This window comes from Acidocella sp. (assembly GCF_036489515.1).
GTDB lineage: Bacteria > Pseudomonadota > Alphaproteobacteria > Acetobacterales > Acetobacteraceae > Acidocella.
In genome coordinates, this window is record NZ_DASXFO010000056.1 from 1 (window position 1) to 16,669 (window position 16,669).

Sequence of the window (16,669 nt, forward strand, 5' to 3'; positions counted from 1 at the left end):
CCTATTTGCTGCGCATGCCTACCGCCAAAGCCCAGGCCTGGCGGGACCTTCTGGCGCTGCGGGAATGGCTCGAAAGCATGGATGACGCGTCGAATATCACAGCTTTGTGATAATACGCCTCCTTAATGACTGAGGAAATGCGCCAAATTTGTTTTATTAAATAGATTCGTCTCGCCGATAAGCCTTGCATCTCATAGTCCTGCTGTGTACGGACTTGATCCATGCGAGGAGCTCATCCAATGCTCTCCCGCCTGAACGGCACCGTCTTGGCTTTGGCCACGGTGTCCGTTTTCGCTTTTGGCCTCGTCGACAGCACGAGCGCCATGGCGAAGTCCCCCGACACGGGACGAGGCCCGGGATTCACACCACCCCCCTCAACGCCGCCTAGCGCCGCGAACGGGGACCAGTTTGCCTATGCGGTTCCCCGCAATGCACCGTCGCCCGACGTGGAAGTCGTGCTGCCTGAACCGCTGCCGCCTAGTGCCGTAGCTACGTATAAACGAATTTTTATTTTGCAAAATGCCGGAAGCTATGCGGAAGCCGATAGGCTGATCAGCCGGCTTGACGATGCGGCCCTGATCGGTCCGGTGCTGGCGGCGCGCTATCTGAGCAACAACTACATCAGCTCGCCTGCGGAGCTGCAGCATTGGTATGCGCACTACAGCAACCAGCCCGAAGCACCCGCGATTTATGCGCTGATGCGCCGCAAGCTGAGCCGGCGCGACCTGCCGCTGGCGCCGCATCTGGCGCTTCTGCCGGAGCAGACCATGACCGCCGGGGCGGCCGCACCGCCCGTCCTCGAGCCGCATGACGAGCGCTGGCGGCAGCGCTTCGAGAGCGGGCTGGCCGACTGGAAGGCCGGTGCGCTGAGCGAAGCCGCCGGCGTGTTCGATAACACCGCCGCCATGACCGACATCTCCGACGACGACCGCGCCGCCAGCGCGTTCTGGGCGGCCCGCGCGGCGTTGCGGCAGCAGCAGCCGGACGCTTACCTGAACTGGCTGCAGCAGGCAGCGAGCACCGGGGGCACGTTTTATGGCATGCTGGCCGGACGCCTGCTGGGCCAGGGCTTTGGCCCGACCGGCATTTCCGCGACGCTGACGGAAGCCGATGTCATCGCCGTCGACGCCACGTCGCAGGGCCATCTCGCGTTCGCCTTGCTGCAGGTGGGCGACAGGACGCAAGCCGCCTTGGCGCTGCGCGCGCTCTGGCCGCAGATCCGGCACGACCCGGATTTCGGGCGCTCGGTGATGGCCGTGGCAGCGCGGGCGGGGCTGGTCGACGTCACCGTCGCCCTCGCCGGTGCCCTCCCGAACCCGGTGGACGAGATCGCCGGGGCGAGCCTGCCGCTGCCGGCCCTGCACCCGGCCAACGGCTTCACCATCGATCCGGCGCTGGTCTACGCCCTGACCCGCACCGAATCCGGTTTCGACGCCTCTGCCGTGTCGCCGGTCGGCGCGCGCGGGCTGATGCAGCTGATGCCGCAAACCGCGCTCTCCATGCGCCGCGCGCAGGATATTGGCGGTTCCATCTACGACCCCTCGGACAATCTCGCCCTGGGCCAGGCCTATATCCGTTATCTCGGCGAGCAGCCGGAGATCGACGACAATCTTCTGGCGGTCTTGGCAAGCTACAATGCCGGCCCGGGCGCGGCCGCGGCCTGGTATCAGAACCTCACCTCCGGCAGCGACCCGCTGATGTTCATCGAAGACATCCCCACCGATCAGACGCGCCGCTTCGTGAAGCAGGTTCTGGCCGATAGCTGGCTCTATGCCGAGGAGATCGGGCTGAAGCCGGCGAGCCTGGACGCCCTCGCCGCGGGCAACTTCCCGCGCCTCACCTTGAACATCGACACCGCCTCTGCCAATTAGGGGCGATGCACAGGATCGACGAGACGGCAAAATTCCTGCCGGTGAACATCGCGGTGGCGACCATTTCCGACACCCGCACCGAAGCCAATGACACCTCCGGCGACGCGCTCGCCGAACGCGTCGCCGGAGCCGGGCATCGGCTGATAGCGAGGGCCATCGTCCGTGACGACGCCGACGCCATTGAAGCGCAGCTCCGCAACTGGATCGCGGCGCCAGATATCGACGTGGTGATCACCACGGGCGGGACCGGCGTGACCGGGCGCGACGTCACGCCCGAAGCGTTCGGCCGCGTGCTGGACAAGACCATCGAAGGCTTCGGCGAGCTGTTCCGCATGCTCTCCTACGCGAAGATCGGCACCTCGACGATGCAATCCCGTGCCCTTGGCGGGGTCGCGAAGGGCACCTATCTGTTCGCCCTGCCCGGCAGCACCGGGGCGGTGAAGGATGGCTGGGACGGCATCCTGCTCCATCAGCTGGATTCGCGGCACAAGCCCTGCAACCTGGTCGAGCTGATGCCGCGCCTGCAGGAACATCTGAAGGCCTGAAAAGGAAGACTACTTTTTGTGAACAAAAAGTAGCAAAAAAACTTTTTTATGCTGGGCCATGGGCGTTGTCAGCGACAACGCCCATGGCCCAGCATAGCAAGAGTTTTTTTGCGCCGCTTTTTTTAAAAAGCGGCCGCTTCTCTCCCGAGCAATCACACCGCGGGTTTTTGGCCCTTCACTAATTGCGAAAGTGAAACGATTTTAATTTTTTATGAACGAAGGACGAACATCGGAATGCCCGCGTCACGAGTCACGCCGATGTCATCCCCCCCTGAAAAAGCATCATTCAAGCGCTTGGCGCAGCTCCGGTCCGGGCCGATTACGCCGCGATTTATCCTGCCGGCAACAAAATAAAGCTTGCTTCTGACGGCGTTTTGTTCTTTGTTTGTTCTCATCGGCCGCGACATAACGGAAGGTGAAATGATTTTCATGTTCAGGGAACAGAGCCAAAACATCGGAGCCGTGTCATGGGGTTGATCAGCCGCCTGCATCTCGCCGACGCCCCGCCAAACGCATGGAAAGGCCGCGGCACGGCACAGAATCCGGGCTGCCGCTTTGAACGGGAACAGGTCGAAGCCTTCGACGATGGCTGGGACCACACGGAGGCGCCGGAGCGCCCGCAAACCAGCCTGATCCGCGATGCGACGCGCAGCATCATCGCCCGCAATGACAGTCCCGATCTCGGCTTCGACCGCAGCATCAACCCCTATCGCGGCTGCGAGCACGGCTGCATCTACTGCTTCGCGCGGCCGACCCATGCCTATCTCGGCCTCTCGCCGGGCCTCGATTTCGAGACGAAGATCGTCTTCAAGCCGGAAGCGGCGCGGCTGCTGGAGGCGGAATTGTCGAAGCCCCGCTATAAGCCCGAAGTGCTGGCGCTGGGCACCAACACCGACCCATACCAGCCGGTGGAACGCACGCTGGGCCTGACGCGCGGCATTTTGGAAGTGCTGGAACGCTTCAACCATCCAGTCAGCATCGTCACCAAATCCGCCGGGGTGCTGCGCGACCTCGACCTGCTCGCTCGCATGGCGGCGAAAAACCTGGCGCGGGTGCATCTGTCCATCACCACGCTCGACCCGGCTCTGGCGCGGACGATGGAACCACGCGCCGCCTCCCCTGCCCGCCGCCTGGCGGCGATCGCGGCGCTGCAGAATGCCGGGATCCCCACCGGGGTGATGGCCGCGCCGATGATCCCAGGCGTGAACGACGCGGAGCTGGAAAGCATTCTGGAGGAAGCTGCCCAGGCCGGGGCGGTGGACGCGCATATGCAGCTGTTGCGCCTACCCTCGGAACTCGGCCCGTTATTCACGGACTGGCTGCACACGCATCTGCCGGAGCGCGCAAGCCATGTGCTGAGCCTGATCCGCCAGAGCCGCGCCGGCCGGCTGAACGATCCCGAATTCGGCTCGCGCTTCACCGGCACCGGCCCCCTCGCGGACCTGCTGCACCAGCGCTTTGCGCGCGCGGTCCGGCAGTTCCGGCTCGACGGTGTGCAAAAACCGCTCGACACCACGCAGTTCCGCGTGCCCCAGGCCGCGCCGACGACACAGTTGTCGCTGTTTTAAGGCAAAAAGAAAGGCTACTTTTTGTGAACAAAAAGTAGCAAAAAAACTTTATTAACCTGGGTCATGGGCGTTGTCAGCGACACCGCCCATGACCCAGCATAGCCAAAAATTTTTGCGCCGCTTTTTTTAAAAAGCGGCCGCTTTCCTTCACTTATGAATCATCGTTCCGATACCGCCCTCGGTGAACAATTCCAGCAGCAGCGCGTGCGGCACGCGGCCGTCGAGAATGGTGGCGCCCTTCACCCCTAGGGTGACGGCTTCCATGCAGGTTTCCACTTTCGGGATCATGCCGCCGGAGATTGTGCCGTCGGCAATCAGTTCATGGATCTGCGTCAGGGATAGGTCGGTCATCAGTTGCTTCTGCGGGTTCAGCACGCCGGGCACGTCGGTCAGCATCAGCAGGCGCGTCGCGTTCAGCGCCCCGGCGATGGCGCCGGCGGCGGTGTCGGCGTTGATGTTATAGGTCTCGCCATCCTCGCCAGTGCCAACCGGGGCGATCACGGGGATCAGCCCGGCGCCGGTCAGGGCGTTGATCACGCGGGTGTCGATGAAGCCGGGTTCGCCGACGAAGCCGAGATCGAGCACCTTCTCGATGTTCGAGCCCGGGTCTTTCCTGGTCCGGCGCAGTTTACGGGCGCGAATCAAGCCGCCATCCTTGCCGGAAATGCCCACGGCCAGGGCGCCGGCGCGGTTGATCAGCGCCGCCACCTGCTTGTTCACGGTGCCCGCCAGGACCATCTCCACCACCTCGACCATGGCGGCGTCTGTGACGCGCAACCCGTCGATGAAGTTGGATTTGATCGCCAGGCGCTCCAGCATGGCGTTGATCTGCGGCCCGCCGCCATGCACCACCACCGGATTGATGCCGACCTGCTTGAGCAGCGCGATGTCGCGGCCGAATTCGCAGGCCAGCAACTCCTGCCCCATGGCGTGGCCGCCATATTTCACCACGATCGTGGCGCCGGCATAGCGGCGTAGATAAGGCAGCGCGCGGGCGACGATATGCGCTTCCTGCGCGGCGGTAATGGTGCTGCTCACGAACCTGACCCTTTCTTCTAGCGCCCCGCCCTCACGCGAAGGCGGCGATGCTGGCGCGCAACTCGTCAATGCCGAACCCGGTTTCGCTGGAGGTGGTGATAACCTCGGGCAGCGCGGCCGGATGAGCGGCCGCGAGAGCCCTTACCTCCTCCTGCTTGCGCGTCAAGGCGGTCTTTTTCACCGCATCGGCCTTGGTCAGCACGATCTGATAGGAAACCGCCGACTGGTCGAGCAGTTCCAGCACCGTCTCGTCGGAGGTTTTGATCTCCACGCGCGCGTCGAGCAGCAGCAGAACGCGGCGCAGATTCGGGCGGCCACGCAGATAATCCAGCATCAGCCCCTGCCAGTCGCGCTTGATGGCCTGCGGCGCCTCGGCATAGCCGTAGCCCGGCATGTCCACGAGCACGAGCGGGGCCGCTTCGAGCTGAAAGAAATTCAGCTGCCGCGTGCGCCCCGGCTGGTGCGAGACGCGCGCCAGCGCCTTGCGGCCGGTAAGCGCGTTCAGCAGCGAGGATTTGCCGACATTGGAGCGCCCCGCGAAGGCAAACTCCTCACCACGCGGCTCTGGAAGATGATCCAGAGCCTGGGCGGCGTAGAAAAAGTCGCAGGATGACGCGAAAAGTTTCCGGCCGGCTTCGAGTTGTTCCGGGCTGAACGCGTCAGCCCGGAAATTCAGCCCTTGGCCTTGGCCAGTGCCGTCCGCCGCGGGGTTCCCGCCTGGCGCATGATCAGCCATTGTTGTCCTACCGAAAGAAGGTTGTTCCAGGCCCAGTACAGCACCAGGCCCGCCGGCGAACGCGCCAGCACGAAAGTGAAGATGATCGGCATGAACTGGAACATGCGCGCCTGCACCGGGTCCGGCGGCGCCGGATTCAGCCGCTGCTGCAGGAACATCGTAATGCCCATGATGATCGGCAGACCGCCGAGATGCAGCAGTGGGCTGATCGTCGTCGGGTCGAAGGGGATGAGCCCGAACAGGTTGAACAGGTTGGTCGGGTCCGGCACCGACAGATCGTGGATCCAGCCGTAGAACGGCGCCTGGCGCATCTCGATGGTCGTGTAGATCACCTTATAGAGCGAGAAGAAGACCGGGATCTGCACCACCATCGGCAGGCAGCCGGAAGCCGGGTTGATCTTCTCGCTCTTGTACAGCGCCATGATCTCCTGCTGCTGCTTGGCCGGCTCGTCCTTCAGCCGCTCGCGGATCGCCTGGATCTTCGGCTGCACCAGCTTCATCCGCCCCATCGAACGGTAGGAATAGCTGGCGAGCGGGAAGAACAGCAGTTTCACGCCGACGGTGAAGATGAGAATCGCCAGGCCGAAATTGCCGGTGAGCGAGTTCAGCCAGTCGAGGCAGAAGAAGATCGGCTTGGTGATGAAGTACAGGTAGCCGAAATCCACCGACTTATCGAAGCTCGGGATGCCGTATTCGCGCCCATACGCATCCAGCAGCCGCACCACTTTGGCGCCGGTGAACAGATGCGTCTGCAGGCTGCCGGTGGCGCCGGCCGCGATGGTGAGCGGGGCGGCGGTGATGAACGAGGTCTGATAAGCGCTGCCGTCGCCGTCCGTGACGGTGCCGTAGCTCATCGAGCCGGTCAGCTTCGCGCTCTGCGCCGGAGCCAGCGCGGTCAGCCAGTATTTGTCGGTGATGCCGATCCAACCGCCCGGGCTGGTCTCGGAGTAGGCCTGGCCGCCGGCGCTGTGCTCGCCGCCGGACTTGATCGAATTATAGGATTGCTGGTGCAGCGTGTTGTTGAACACGCCGAGCGGGCCATCATACAGGATATAGGAGCTCTGCTCCACCGGCTTGTAGTCGCGCACCACGCGGGACCAGGGGAACAGCTGCACCGGCGCGCCGGTGTGGTTGATCACAAGCTGGCTCACCGTGAACATGTAATTGTCGTCGACCGAAAGCATCAGCTGGAAGGTCAGGCCGGCGCCGTTATCCCAGCTCAGCGTGACCGGGCTTTGCGGGGTGAGCGTGTTGCCCGACGGGGTCCAGACGGTCGCATCGGTGGGCACCTTGATGTTACCGACCGCCGTCCAGCCGAACTGCGCGTAGGAAGGCTTGGCGCTGCCGGGGCGGCCAAGCAGCTGCACCAGGGGCGAATCCTTGGCGATGGTTTCGTGATAGTCCTTGAGCACGACATCGTCGAACACCGCGCCGGTCAGGCCGATGCTGCCGGAGATTCTCGGCGCATTGATGGCCAAACGCGGGCCGACGGGCGCCGTCGGCGCGCCGGCGGGAGAGGCCCCCACCCCCTGCGGCGTGCCGGCGTTGCCCGCCTGCTGCACGGTCTGCGTCGGGCTGGGCGGCGGATGGGGCAGGAAACGTTCGACCGCGAACTGAAACACCAGCAAGATGCCGAGTGACAGGGCGATGGCGAGCATCAGGCGCTTTTGGTCCATGGGGCTTTACGAATCCTTGAGCGGGGGCACCGGGTCGAAACCGCCCGGATGCCAGGGATGGCAGCGTAAAATCCGTCTGCCGGCAAGCACCGTGCCGCGCCCGGCGCCGTGCGTGCAAATGGCTTCGCGCGCATAGGCGCTGCAAGACGGATAGAAACGGCAATTGGCGCCGATGAGGGGCCGCAGCGTCAGCTGGTAGACGCGAACCGCGCCGGACAGGACGGTAGCGGCCGGGCTCATTTGCGCAATTCGCTCAGCGCCGAATCAAGGCTGGCGCACAGCGTGGCGAATGGCAGGGTCACGGTCTCTTTGCGGCAGACCAGAACCAGCTCGACGCCGCAGACCGGCCGCTCGGCCAAAGTGAGCCGGACCGCCTCGCGCAGGCGGCGGCGGGCACGGTTGCGCACCACCGCGTTGCCGATCTTCTTGGTCGCGGTATAGCCGACGCGCACAGGCGCATCGCCCGGCTGGACGAGCGCCTGCATCAAAAACCCCGGCCGGCTGAGTTTCCGGCCCCGCGCCGCGAGCCGCAAGAACTCCGCACGGACCCGAAAGGTTTCCGGGGGAGTTTTTGCGGCCATGACGGTGCCTCGAACCGCGAGGACGTCAGGATCAGGCAGAAAGTTTGGCGCGGCCCTTGGCGCGGCGGTTGGCGATGACCTTGCGGCCGCCGACCGTCGCCATGCGGGCGCGAAAGCCATGCCGGCGCTTGCGGACGAGTTTGGAAGGTTGATAGGTCCGTTTCACGATATGATCTCCGGCGAAAAGCAATAAAAACGTAACGCGCCGAACCGTCCCCGATTCAGCCTACTGAGGGGCGCATATAGAAGCGCCCGCCCCCAGCCGTCAATGCAAAGCAATGATAGCGGAGCAGAAGCGAAAGGAAGGCTACTTTTTGTAAACAAAAAGTAGCAAAAAAACTTTGCTAATCTGGGCCATGGGCTTTGTCGGCGACACAGCCTATGGCCCAGCATAACAAAAGTTTTTGCGCCGCTTTTTTCAAAAAGCGGCCACTTTCTTAACCGCACCCCAGTTTGCAGCGACGGCCGTTTCCGGCTTGACTGCGCGGCGCGACGAATAAGGTGCATCTATGGACGGAAGGAAGGCGGCCTGGCTGCGCCTGGCGGGGCTGATCACGGTGGTGGCGCTGCTCGCGCTGGCCTGGCGCAGCGGCGCGCTGCGGAGTCTGGACTGGTCCTCCCTCGCCGCCCACGAATCCGCCTGGGCTCACTGGGCCGAGTTGCACCACACATACGCGCCGCTGGCCTTCATCGCCCTCTATGCCGTGGCTGTGACGCTCTCTTTGCCGATCGGGCTGTGGCTCGGCCTGATTTCCGGCCTGCTGTTCGGTGCCGTGCCGGGCGACATTTTCACCGCCATCGGCGCCAATCTGGGGGCGATGGCGGTGTTTCTCGTGGCACGCAGCCTGCTCGCGCCGCTGCTGCGGCCGCGTCTGGACAAAAAAATCGACTGGCTCCGCCCCGGGCTCGAGCGCAACGGCGTGTATTACCTGCTGGCGTTGCGGCTGATGCCGGTGTTTCCGTTCTGGCTGGTCAATCTGGCCCCGGCTGTGGTGGGCATGCGGCTCGGCCCCTACGCGCTGGCGACAGTGCTGGGCATGATCCCGACCGCCTTCGTGCTCAGCACGGTCGGTGCCGGGTTGCGGGCGACTCTGGGCCGTGGGGCAGCACCCGGCCCGGCGCAGCTGCTATCCCCCGATATTCTGCTGCCGCTGCTGGCCCTGGCCGTGCTCTCGCTGATGCCGGCACTCTGGCGGCAATGGCAGACCAGGACGACTTCCACTCCCGATCAGGCGTAAGGTTGAACCGTCTTCCGTCCCGGTCAATTCATATGTAAATTCGGACAGGCGTCCGAGATAGTGGGCCGGAAGGGCTCACAGCATATTGCTCTGCCTCACCGTAGCGTGCAGCCTGAACCTATGCTGTTTTCCCCAACGACTCGGCCACGCAACGTTCTCGCCCTCCAGGGCGGCGGCGCGCACGGTGCGTTCACCTGGGGCGCGCTCGACCGGCTGCTGGAAAGCGGCTTCACCTTCTCGGCGGTCACCGGGGTTTCGTCCGGCGGGATGATCGCGGCCATGGCGGTGCAGGGCTATGTCCATAACGGCCAGAACGGCGCGCGCGCGGCGGTGACGCGGTTATGGGAACGGGTCTCCGACGCGCATGTTTTCAGCAATCTGAACAGCGCACTCGACTGGATGTGGGGCGGGCTGGGTAACGACATGGCATGGGCGGGCATCACCAACGCGCTGCGTCTGTTCAACCCCGGCCAGCTCAACCCGTTCGGGCAAAATCCTCTCGAACCCTTGCTGGCCGATCTGCTCGATCTCGACGCGATCCGCGACGCCTCGGCGCCGCGACTTTACATCGGCGCGACCGATGTCGAATCCGGACAGGCACGGGTGTTCGACAATGCCGAGATCAGCGTCGATGTGCTGCTGGCCTCGGCCTGCATTCCCATGATGTTTCCGACGGTGACCATCGACGGCCGCGCCTATTGGGATGGCGGCTATTCCTGCAACCCGCCTTTGGCGCCCGTGCTCGCCCCGGCGCCCGACCGGCTGGTGCTGATCCGCGCGCAGCCGCGAGCGCGCCGGGGCGTGCCGAGCAGCACCGCGGATATTCTGCACCGGCTGCATGAGATCGCCTTCCAGGCGCCGCTCGACGCCGAGCTGGCGCTGCTGCCGCGGCACACGCGCCTGCTCGAGATTTCCGCCGACGCGGCTTTAGCCCAGCATCCCTTGGCCTCGAAAATGAACGTTGAACGCGCCTTTCTCGACAATCTGTTCGCCGCCGGCCGGGAGGCCGCCGCTTCCGTCACGGTGGCTTAACGGCCCTTAAGCATGAGCCCTCTCCACAACGTTCAACGCAAGCTTTTCGGCCGTAGCCTGTCCGCCCGGGTGCTGTGGCTCACCGTCAGCATCATCCTGCTGGTGGAAGTGGTGATTCTCATGCCGAGCCTGGGCCGGGAGCGCCAGGCCTGGCTGTGGCAGCATGTGACGCAGGCGCATCTCGCGGCGTTTCCCGCGGCGGTGAGCGCCGGCGCGCTGGACCTGCAGACCGAGGACGCCCTGCTGAAACTCTCGGACACGATGTCCATCAGGCTGGCCGAGCCGGGGCGGCTGATTGTGGTGATGCGCCCGGATCGGCTATTGCCGCCGCCGGACCAGACCATCCACCTGGCGCACGAGCCGCTGCTTACCAGCATCTGGCGGGCCGAGCAGCAGGTGATGGGGCTGGGGCCGAAATGGCTGGAGGTCACCGCGCCGAGCCCGCTGCAGAACAATGCGATGCTCGACATTATCGTGAGCGGCACAGAACTGGCGCGGCACTTGCGCGGCTATGCCGCGCATATCCTGGTCCTCGCGGTGATCATCTCGCTGGTGACCGGCTCACTGGTGTTCGCCGCACTCGACCAACTGCTGGTGCGGCCGATGCGGATCCTCACCGCGAGCATCGTCGGCTTCCGGCACGCTCCGGAACAGGACGGACAAAGCGACCTTATTTGGCTGGCGAGTCGGCGGGAGGATGAAATTTCCCGCGCCGCTTCCGAGTTGAAACTGCTGCAGGACGAAATGCGCGCAGCCTTGTGGCGGAACGCGCGGCTCGCCGCGGTGGGCACCGCCGTGGCCAAGATCAGCCATGACCTGCGCAACATTCTCACCTCGGCGCTGCTGGTGGCGGACCGCCTGCAGGAGAGCGACGATCCCACCATCAAGCGCGCCGCCCAGACGCTGATCCCGGCGGTGGAGCGCGCCGCCCAGCTGGTCAGCCGCACCGTGGACTTCGCCCGCGAGGGCCCGCCCGCGATCATCCGCTCCTCGGTGGGCTTGCGCGACCTGATCGACGAGACCGCATCGGCGCTCCGCCCCGACGCGACCGGTGTTACCATCGAAAACAACGTGCCCGGCACGCTGGTGATGGCGCTGGACCGGGAGCAGATCTACCGCGTGCTGGTCAATCTGATGCGCAATGCGGTGGAGGCCGGGGCGAACCACATCACCATCGCCGTCACCGGGGACAACGGCATGACGCGGCTGAACATCAGGGATAACGGGTCGGGCCTGCCGGCGCGCGTGCAAGAGAACCTGTTCAGGCCTTTCACCGGTTCCGGGCGCCATGGCAGCACCGGACTTGGCCTGACCATCGCCCGCGACCTGGTGCGGGCGCATGGCGGCGAGCTGCAGCTAGCTCACACCGGGCCGGACGGCACTCTGTTCGTCATGGAACTGCCGACGGAATTCGCCGCCTGACTTTTGGCGTCGCGCCGAAAACTCCACTAAAACCATCGGAATACGGTTGGTTTGCGCTTTTGACTGAAAGCGCAAAAGAGGGATGAGTTTTCTTCTGAAACAAGAAAAACAGTAAAAAATGTTTATTTTCTGAACAATATTGATCGTTCAGGAAAAATCCTTTTCTACACTAGCATGATTCCCTTGGCTCTCGATCCCCGTTTCGTAAACCTCGCCGTCGCCGGGAATGGCCCCCTGGCGCTGCGTCGGCTGCGCGCCCTGCGCCGCGCCGGCGCGACCGAGGCTTTGTTGTTCGCCGACGCGCCGGAGCCCGAGCTCGCCGACGAGGCCGGCCCTTTCCTGCGCCCCGCTCTGCCGGACGAGGCCGCGCTGCAGGCGCTGCACATGCTCTGGATCGTCGATGTCGCACCGGCACAGGCAGCTGAACTCGCCACCCTCGCCCGCCGCCTGCGCGTGCTGGTAAATGTCGAGGACGTGCCGGATTATTGCGATTTCCATTCGGTGGCCGAGGTGCGGCGCGGCGACCTGCTGCTGACCGTTTCCACCAACGGTCAGGCGCCGGGCTTGGCCGGAACCATCCGCCGCACGCTCGAAGACAGTTTCGGTCCCGAATGGGGCGAGCGCGTGAGCGAAGTCGCGGCGCTGCGGCAAAGCTGGCGCGCCGAGGGCGTGAGCATGCCGGAAGCGGCCCAGCGCATCGAGGCCCTCGTCGCGGAGCGACATTGGCTCCCCGTCGCGGAGCGCTGTTGGCTCCCCGGCCAGAAACAAAACTGATCCCTTTCCCCCTGCCCAAGGTTATTCCGATATGTCCAAGCTGATCGCGCTTCCCCACACGGCGCCGTTCGCCCCCGAGCAGATCGCCGCCCTCGACCAGGTCATCGGCGCCGCCTCGGTGGTGCAGCGCGCCTGGCTCGCCGGCTTCCTCGCCGGACTGGATGCGGCAGAGGGCAAGCAGCCTTCCGTGCCCGCCGCCACCGGCCCCAAGCCGAAACTGCTGGTGCTGTACGCGACCGAGTCCGGCAATTCCGAAGCCCTGGCCGCCAAAGCGAAGCAGGAGGCGGCAAAGCTCGGCTTTGCCGTGCGCGTGCAGGATGTGGCCGATATCGACGTGCAGAGCCTGAAGGACGCCGGCACCATCATCGCCATCATCGCCACCTGGGGAGACGGCGAGCCTCCGCAACGCGCCGCACCGTTCTTCCGCGCGCTGATGGGCGAGGCGGCGCCGCGTCTCGACGGCGTGAAATTCGCTGTCCTGGCGCTGGGCGATTCCTCCTATGCGCAGTTCTGCGAGAGCGGCCGCCAAGTGGATGCGCGCTTTGAGGCCCTGGGGGCCACACGCGCCGCGGCGCGGATCGACCTCGACCTCGATTACGAGGCGGGCGCCAAAACCTGGCTGACCACGACGCTGGAGACGCTGGCGCCGGCGGATGCGGGCTCGGTGATTCATGTCGATTTCCATAAGCCGGCGACGGAAGCGGCGTCGAAATCCGCGCCCTTCGCCGCCGAGATCACCGCGCATCACAAGCTGACCTCGGAGCGCGCGGAGTCCGAGACGGTGCATGTCGAACTCTCGCTCGCCGGTTCGGGCATCACCTACGAGCCCGGCGATGCGATCGGCCTGGTGCCTGAGAACGACCCGGCGCTCGTGGCGGCGGTGATGCGTGAAGCTGGCCTCGGCGATGACGCAGCACTCCGCGAAACGCTGACCACCAGCTACGACATCTCCACCCTGACGGCGAAACAGCTGCTAAATTACGCCGCGCTGACCGGCGACGCGCAGCTGGCGGCCCTGGCCGAGGACGAGGCCAAGCGCACGGAGTTCCTCGCCGGCCGGCAGTGGACCGACCTGCTGGAAACCTTCCCCCACCAATTGGGGGGCGCAGAATTTACGGCGCTGCTGCGGCCGCTGGCGCCGCGCTACTACTCCGTCGCCTCGTCCCAGAAACTGGTGGGCGAGGAAGCGCATCTGACGGTGGCGCGGCTGGCCTATTCCTCGGCCGGACGGGCGCGGCTGGGTGTCGCCTCCGGCATGATCACCGACCGCCTGCGCGAAGGGGGCAGCGCCAAAATCTTCGTGCGCCCGAACCCGCATTTCCGCCTGCCGCAAAGCGCCGCGACGCCGGTCATCATGATCGGCGCCGGCACCGGTGTGGCGCCCTATCGCGGCTTCCTGCAGGAGCTGGAGGCGACCGGGGCCGGCACCAGCGCTTGGGCGATCTTCGGCCATCGCCACTTCCTGTACGACTTCCTCTATCAGCTGGAGATCCAGGACTGGCTGAAATCCGGCGTGCTGGGGCGGCTCGACCTCGCCTCGTCGCGCGACCAGCCCGAGAAACGCTACGTGCAGCACGTGCTGTGGGAGCAGCGCCAGGAACTGCGCCGCCGGCTCGATGACGGGGCGACCCTCTATCTGTGTGGCGACGCCAAGCACATGGCGCGCGATGTCGACGCCACGCTGACCCGCATCCTGGCCGATGGCCGGGACGAGAGCGCGGGCCAGGCCGCCCTCGATGCGCTGATCAGCGCCGGACGCTACAAGAAGGATGTGTATTGATGCTGGATATGATCGAATCCGCGTCGGCCGAGAGCGTGCTGGCGCGGGCCGTGACTGACCGATTCCAGGGCAAGATCGCTCTGGTGTCGTCCTTCGGCGCCGAATCCGCGATTCTGCTCCACATGATCTCGGGCATCGACAAAACGCTGCCGATCATTTTTCTCGACACCGGCAAGCTGTTCCCCGAAACTCTGGCCTATCGTGACGAGCTGGTCGCCCGCCTGGGCCTGACCGACGTGCGCAGCGTACGGCCCAGCGGCGCGCAGCTGGCCGCCTGGGACCCGGACGGACGGCTCTGGGAAAAGGACGTCGATCTGTGCTGCGCGATCCGCAAGACCAACCCGCTCGACACGGCGCTGGCAGGCTTTGAGGCCTGGATCACCGGGCGCAAGCGCGCCCAGGGCGGCGCGCGGAGCCATCTGAACCTGATGGAGACCGGGCCGGACGGGCGCATCACAGTGAACCCGCTGGCGCATTGGGATGACGACATGATCGAGACCTATTTCCAGCTGCACGACCTGCCGCGCCACCCTCTGCAGGCGGAGGGCTACAGCTCGATCGGCTGCGCCACCTGCACCGCGCGCCCACGCGCCGGCGAAGACAAACGCTCGGGCCGCTGGGCCGGGCAGGACAAGACCGAATGCGGCATCCACATGCCGCGCCTGGCAGCGGCCTCCGCGGCCTGACGCGCTCCTTTTGGGAACAAACCAATGACTGACAAGACCAACGAGACGCCAAAACTCTCGCATAACGAGACCATCAAAACCAACAGCCGCTTTTTGCGCGGCACCCTCGCCGAGGGGCTCGGCGAGGTCGCGAGTGGGGCGATTTCCGAAGACGACCAGCAGCTGATCAAGTTTCACGGCATCTATCTGCAGGATGACCGCGACCTGCGGCCGGAGCGCGCCAAGCGCAAGCTGGACAAGGCCTACAGCTTCATGGCGCGGCTGCGCGTGCCCGGCGGCGTGCTGAGCCGCGAGCAATATCTGGCGATGGACAAATTATCGGATGACCGCGGCAACCAGACGCTGCGCATCACCACGCGCCAGTCGATCCAGTTCCATGGCGTCATCAAAACCAATCTGCGCCCGGCCTTGCGGCAGATCGACAGCGTGCTGCTGGACACCATCGCCGCCTGCGGCGACGTGAACCGCAACGTGATGTGCACGCCGAACGAGTTCGCAGGCCGCGCCTATGCCCAGGCGGAGCAGACCGCGCGCGACATCTCCACCCATCTGCTGCCGCAAAGCGGCGCCTGGCGCGAGATTTTCATCAACAACGAGAAGGTGACGGAGGCGCTGGAAGCCGAGCCGATCTACGGCGCCACCTATCTGCCGCGCAAATTCAAGATCGCCGTAGCGGTGCCGCCGCAGAACGACGTCGACGTGTTCGCCCATGACCTCAGCTACATCGCCATCGTCGAGAACGGCGACGTGGTCGGCTATAACGTGCTGATCGGCGGCGGCATGGGCGCGACCCATGGCGATGCGGAAACCTTCCCGCGCGTCGGCGAAGTGATCGGCTTCTGCACGAAGGAAAGCGCCGTCGCCGTGGCCGAGGCGGTGGTGACGACGCAGCGCGATTACGGCAACCGCATGAACCGCCGCCGCGCCCGGCTGAAATACACCATCGCCGATCTCGGCCTGGATTTTATCGTGCGCGAAGTGAACGCCCGCCTGAAGGTGAAACTGGAGCCGGCGCGGGACTACAAATTCGCCGGCAATGGCGACCGCATGGGCTGGCATACCAGCGAGGACGGGCGGCACCATCTGACCCTGTTCGTGGAAAACGGGCGCGTCGCGAATGTCGGTGCCTGGCAGCTGAAGGCGGCGCTCAAGCAGATCGCCGAGACGCTCGACGTGGCCTTCATTCTCACGCCGAACCAGAACATCATCGTCGCCAAGGCCGATGACGCGGCGCGCGCAAAAATCGAGAAAATTCTCGCCGACCACGGCGTGACCCTGCGCGGCTCGGTGCTGCGCGAGGCGGCGATCGCCTGCGTGGCATTGCCGACCTGCGCCCTGGCTTTGACCGATGCCGAGCGCTACCTGCCGAGCCTTATCACCAAGCTCGACGCGCTGCTGGCGGAACACGGGCTGGACCAACAGCCGATCACGGTGCGCATGACCGGCTGCCCGAACGGCTGCGCCCGCCCCTATCTCGCCGAGATCGGCTTCGTCGGCCGCAATCCGGGCCGCTACAACCTGCATCTGGGCGGCAATGTCGACGGCTCGCGGCTGAACCGTCTCTATCGAGAAGACGCCGACGAAGAGACAATCCTGGCCACACTGGCGCCGCTCTTCGCCGATTACGCACAAACCCGGCAGAACGGCGAAGGCTTCGGCGACTTTGTGATCCGCCAAGGAATCGTTTGAAGGAAGAAAGCGGCCGCTTTTAAAAAAGTAGCC

17 protein-coding genes are annotated in these 16,669 nt (G+C 65.0%); 10 read left to right on the forward strand and 7 right to left on the reverse strand.

Annotated elements, in window-relative coordinates; translation table 11 throughout:
- The first annotated feature begins 239 nt into the window (after window positions 1-239).
- Window positions 240-1,871 carry a lytic transglycosylase domain-containing protein gene (locus VGG47_RS08515; protein ID WP_331537445.1) on the forward strand — a complete coding sequence of 544 codons (1,632 nt, stop codon included), beginning with the start codon at window positions 240-242 and terminating at the stop codon, window positions 1,869-1,871.
- 5 nt (window positions 1,872-1,876) lie between these two features.
- A complete protein-coding gene (moaB, locus tag VGG47_RS08520; protein WP_331537447.1) occupies window positions 1,877-2,416 on the forward strand; it encodes a molybdenum cofactor biosynthesis protein B in 540 nt (179 codons plus the stop codon).
- A gap of 209 nt (window positions 2,417-2,625) precedes the next feature.
- Here the strand turns inward: moaB and VGG47_RS08525 are convergent, their stop codons facing one another.
- Window positions 2,626-2,847, reverse strand: a complete 222-nt coding sequence (locus tag VGG47_RS08525) for a hypothetical protein (protein WP_331537449.1) — start codon at window positions 2,845-2,847, stop codon at window positions 2,626-2,628.
- Window positions 2,848-2,883: 36 nt separating this feature from the next.
- Between VGG47_RS08525 and VGG47_RS08530 the strand changes: the two genes are divergently transcribed.
- Window positions 2,884-3,984: a PA0069 family radical SAM protein gene (locus tag VGG47_RS08530; protein WP_331537451.1), complete on the forward strand. Its 1,101-nt coding sequence runs from the start codon at window positions 2,884-2,886 to the stop codon at window positions 3,982-3,984.
- A 147-nt stretch (window positions 3,985-4,131) separates the two neighbouring features.
- On the opposite strand, the gene argB is transcribed toward VGG47_RS08530, so the two are convergent.
- Genes argB through rpmH form a run of 6 tightly spaced genes read right to left on the reverse strand, consistent with a single transcriptional unit; the run spans window position 4,132 to window position 8,181 of the window.
- Complete coding sequence (argB, locus tag VGG47_RS08535; RefSeq protein ID WP_331537453.1) at window positions 4,132-5,022, reverse strand: acetylglutamate kinase; 891 nt, start codon at window positions 5,020-5,022, stop codon at window positions 4,132-4,134.
- A gap of 31 nt (window positions 5,023-5,053) precedes the next feature.
- On the reverse strand, window positions 5,054-5,758 hold the full coding sequence (gene yihA / locus VGG47_RS08540; RefSeq protein ID WP_331537455.1) for a ribosome biogenesis GTP-binding protein YihA/YsxC: 705 nt from the start codon (window positions 5,756-5,758) through the stop codon (window positions 5,054-5,056).
- Entirely contained in the window at window positions 5,695-7,434 is a 1,740-nt protein-coding gene (gene yidC, locus VGG47_RS08545) for a membrane protein insertase YidC (protein WP_331537457.1), read from the reverse strand. Before yidC ends, yihA begins: the two co-directional genes overlap by 64 nt.
- Window positions 7,435-7,440: 6 nt before the next feature.
- Complete coding sequence (gene yidD, locus VGG47_RS08550) at window positions 7,441-7,674, reverse strand: membrane protein insertion efficiency factor YidD (RefSeq protein WP_331537459.1); 234 nt, start codon at window positions 7,672-7,674, stop codon at window positions 7,441-7,443.
- Window positions 7,671-8,015, reverse strand: coding sequence for a ribonuclease P protein component (rnpA, locus tag VGG47_RS08555; protein WP_331537461.1), 345 nt, complete (start codon window positions 8,013-8,015; stop codon window positions 7,671-7,673). Before rnpA ends, yidD begins: the two co-directional genes overlap by 4 nt.
- A 31-nt stretch (window positions 8,016-8,046) precedes the next feature.
- Window positions 8,047-8,181: a 50S ribosomal protein L34 gene (gene rpmH, locus VGG47_RS08560; RefSeq protein WP_284259385.1), complete on the reverse strand. Its 135-nt coding sequence runs from the start codon at window positions 8,179-8,181 to the stop codon at window positions 8,047-8,049.
- 343 nt (window positions 8,182-8,524) lie between these two features.
- Here rpmH and VGG47_RS08565 point away from each other — a divergent pair, with 343 nt between their 5' ends.
- The 7 genes from VGG47_RS08565 (at window position 8,525) to VGG47_RS08595 (ending at window position 16,636) form a co-directional block, all read left to right on the forward strand.
- The gene (locus VGG47_RS08565) at window positions 8,525-9,253 is read left to right on the forward strand and encodes a TVP38/TMEM64 family protein (protein ID WP_331537469.1); all 729 of its coding nucleotides are present in this window, start codon (window positions 8,525-8,527) and stop codon (window positions 9,251-9,253) included.
- A gap of 120 nt (window positions 9,254-9,373) precedes the next feature.
- Window positions 9,374-10,285 carry a patatin-like phospholipase family protein gene (locus VGG47_RS08570; protein ID WP_331537471.1) on the forward strand — a complete coding sequence of 304 codons (912 nt, stop codon included), beginning with the start codon at window positions 9,374-9,376 and terminating at the stop codon, window positions 10,283-10,285.
- A gap of 12 nt (window positions 10,286-10,297) precedes the next feature.
- Window positions 10,298-11,707, forward strand: coding sequence for a sensor histidine kinase (locus VGG47_RS08575; protein ID WP_331537473.1), 1,410 nt, complete (start codon window positions 10,298-10,300; stop codon window positions 11,705-11,707).
- 174 nt (window positions 11,708-11,881) lie between these two features.
- Window positions 11,882-12,481: a precorrin-2 dehydrogenase/sirohydrochlorin ferrochelatase family protein gene (locus VGG47_RS08580; protein ID WP_331537475.1), complete on the forward strand. Its 600-nt coding sequence runs from the start codon at window positions 11,882-11,884 to the stop codon at window positions 12,479-12,481.
- A 31-nt stretch (window positions 12,482-12,512) separates the two neighbouring features.
- Window positions 12,513-14,261: a diflavin oxidoreductase gene (locus VGG47_RS08585; RefSeq protein WP_331537477.1), complete on the forward strand. Its 1,749-nt coding sequence runs from the start codon at window positions 12,513-12,515 to the stop codon at window positions 14,259-14,261.
- Entirely contained in the window at window positions 14,261-14,947 is a 687-nt protein-coding gene (locus VGG47_RS08590) for a phosphoadenylyl-sulfate reductase (protein WP_331537479.1), read from the forward strand. The genes VGG47_RS08585 and VGG47_RS08590 overlap by 1 nt, the downstream gene beginning before the upstream one ends.
- Before the next feature lie 24 nt (window positions 14,948-14,971).
- Window positions 14,972-16,636 (forward strand): NADPH-dependent assimilatory sulfite reductase hemoprotein subunit, encoded by a 1,665-nt coding sequence (locus tag VGG47_RS08595; RefSeq protein ID WP_331537481.1) that lies wholly within the window; start codon window positions 14,972-14,974, stop codon window positions 16,634-16,636.
- Window positions 16,637-16,669: the final 33 nt, after the last annotated feature.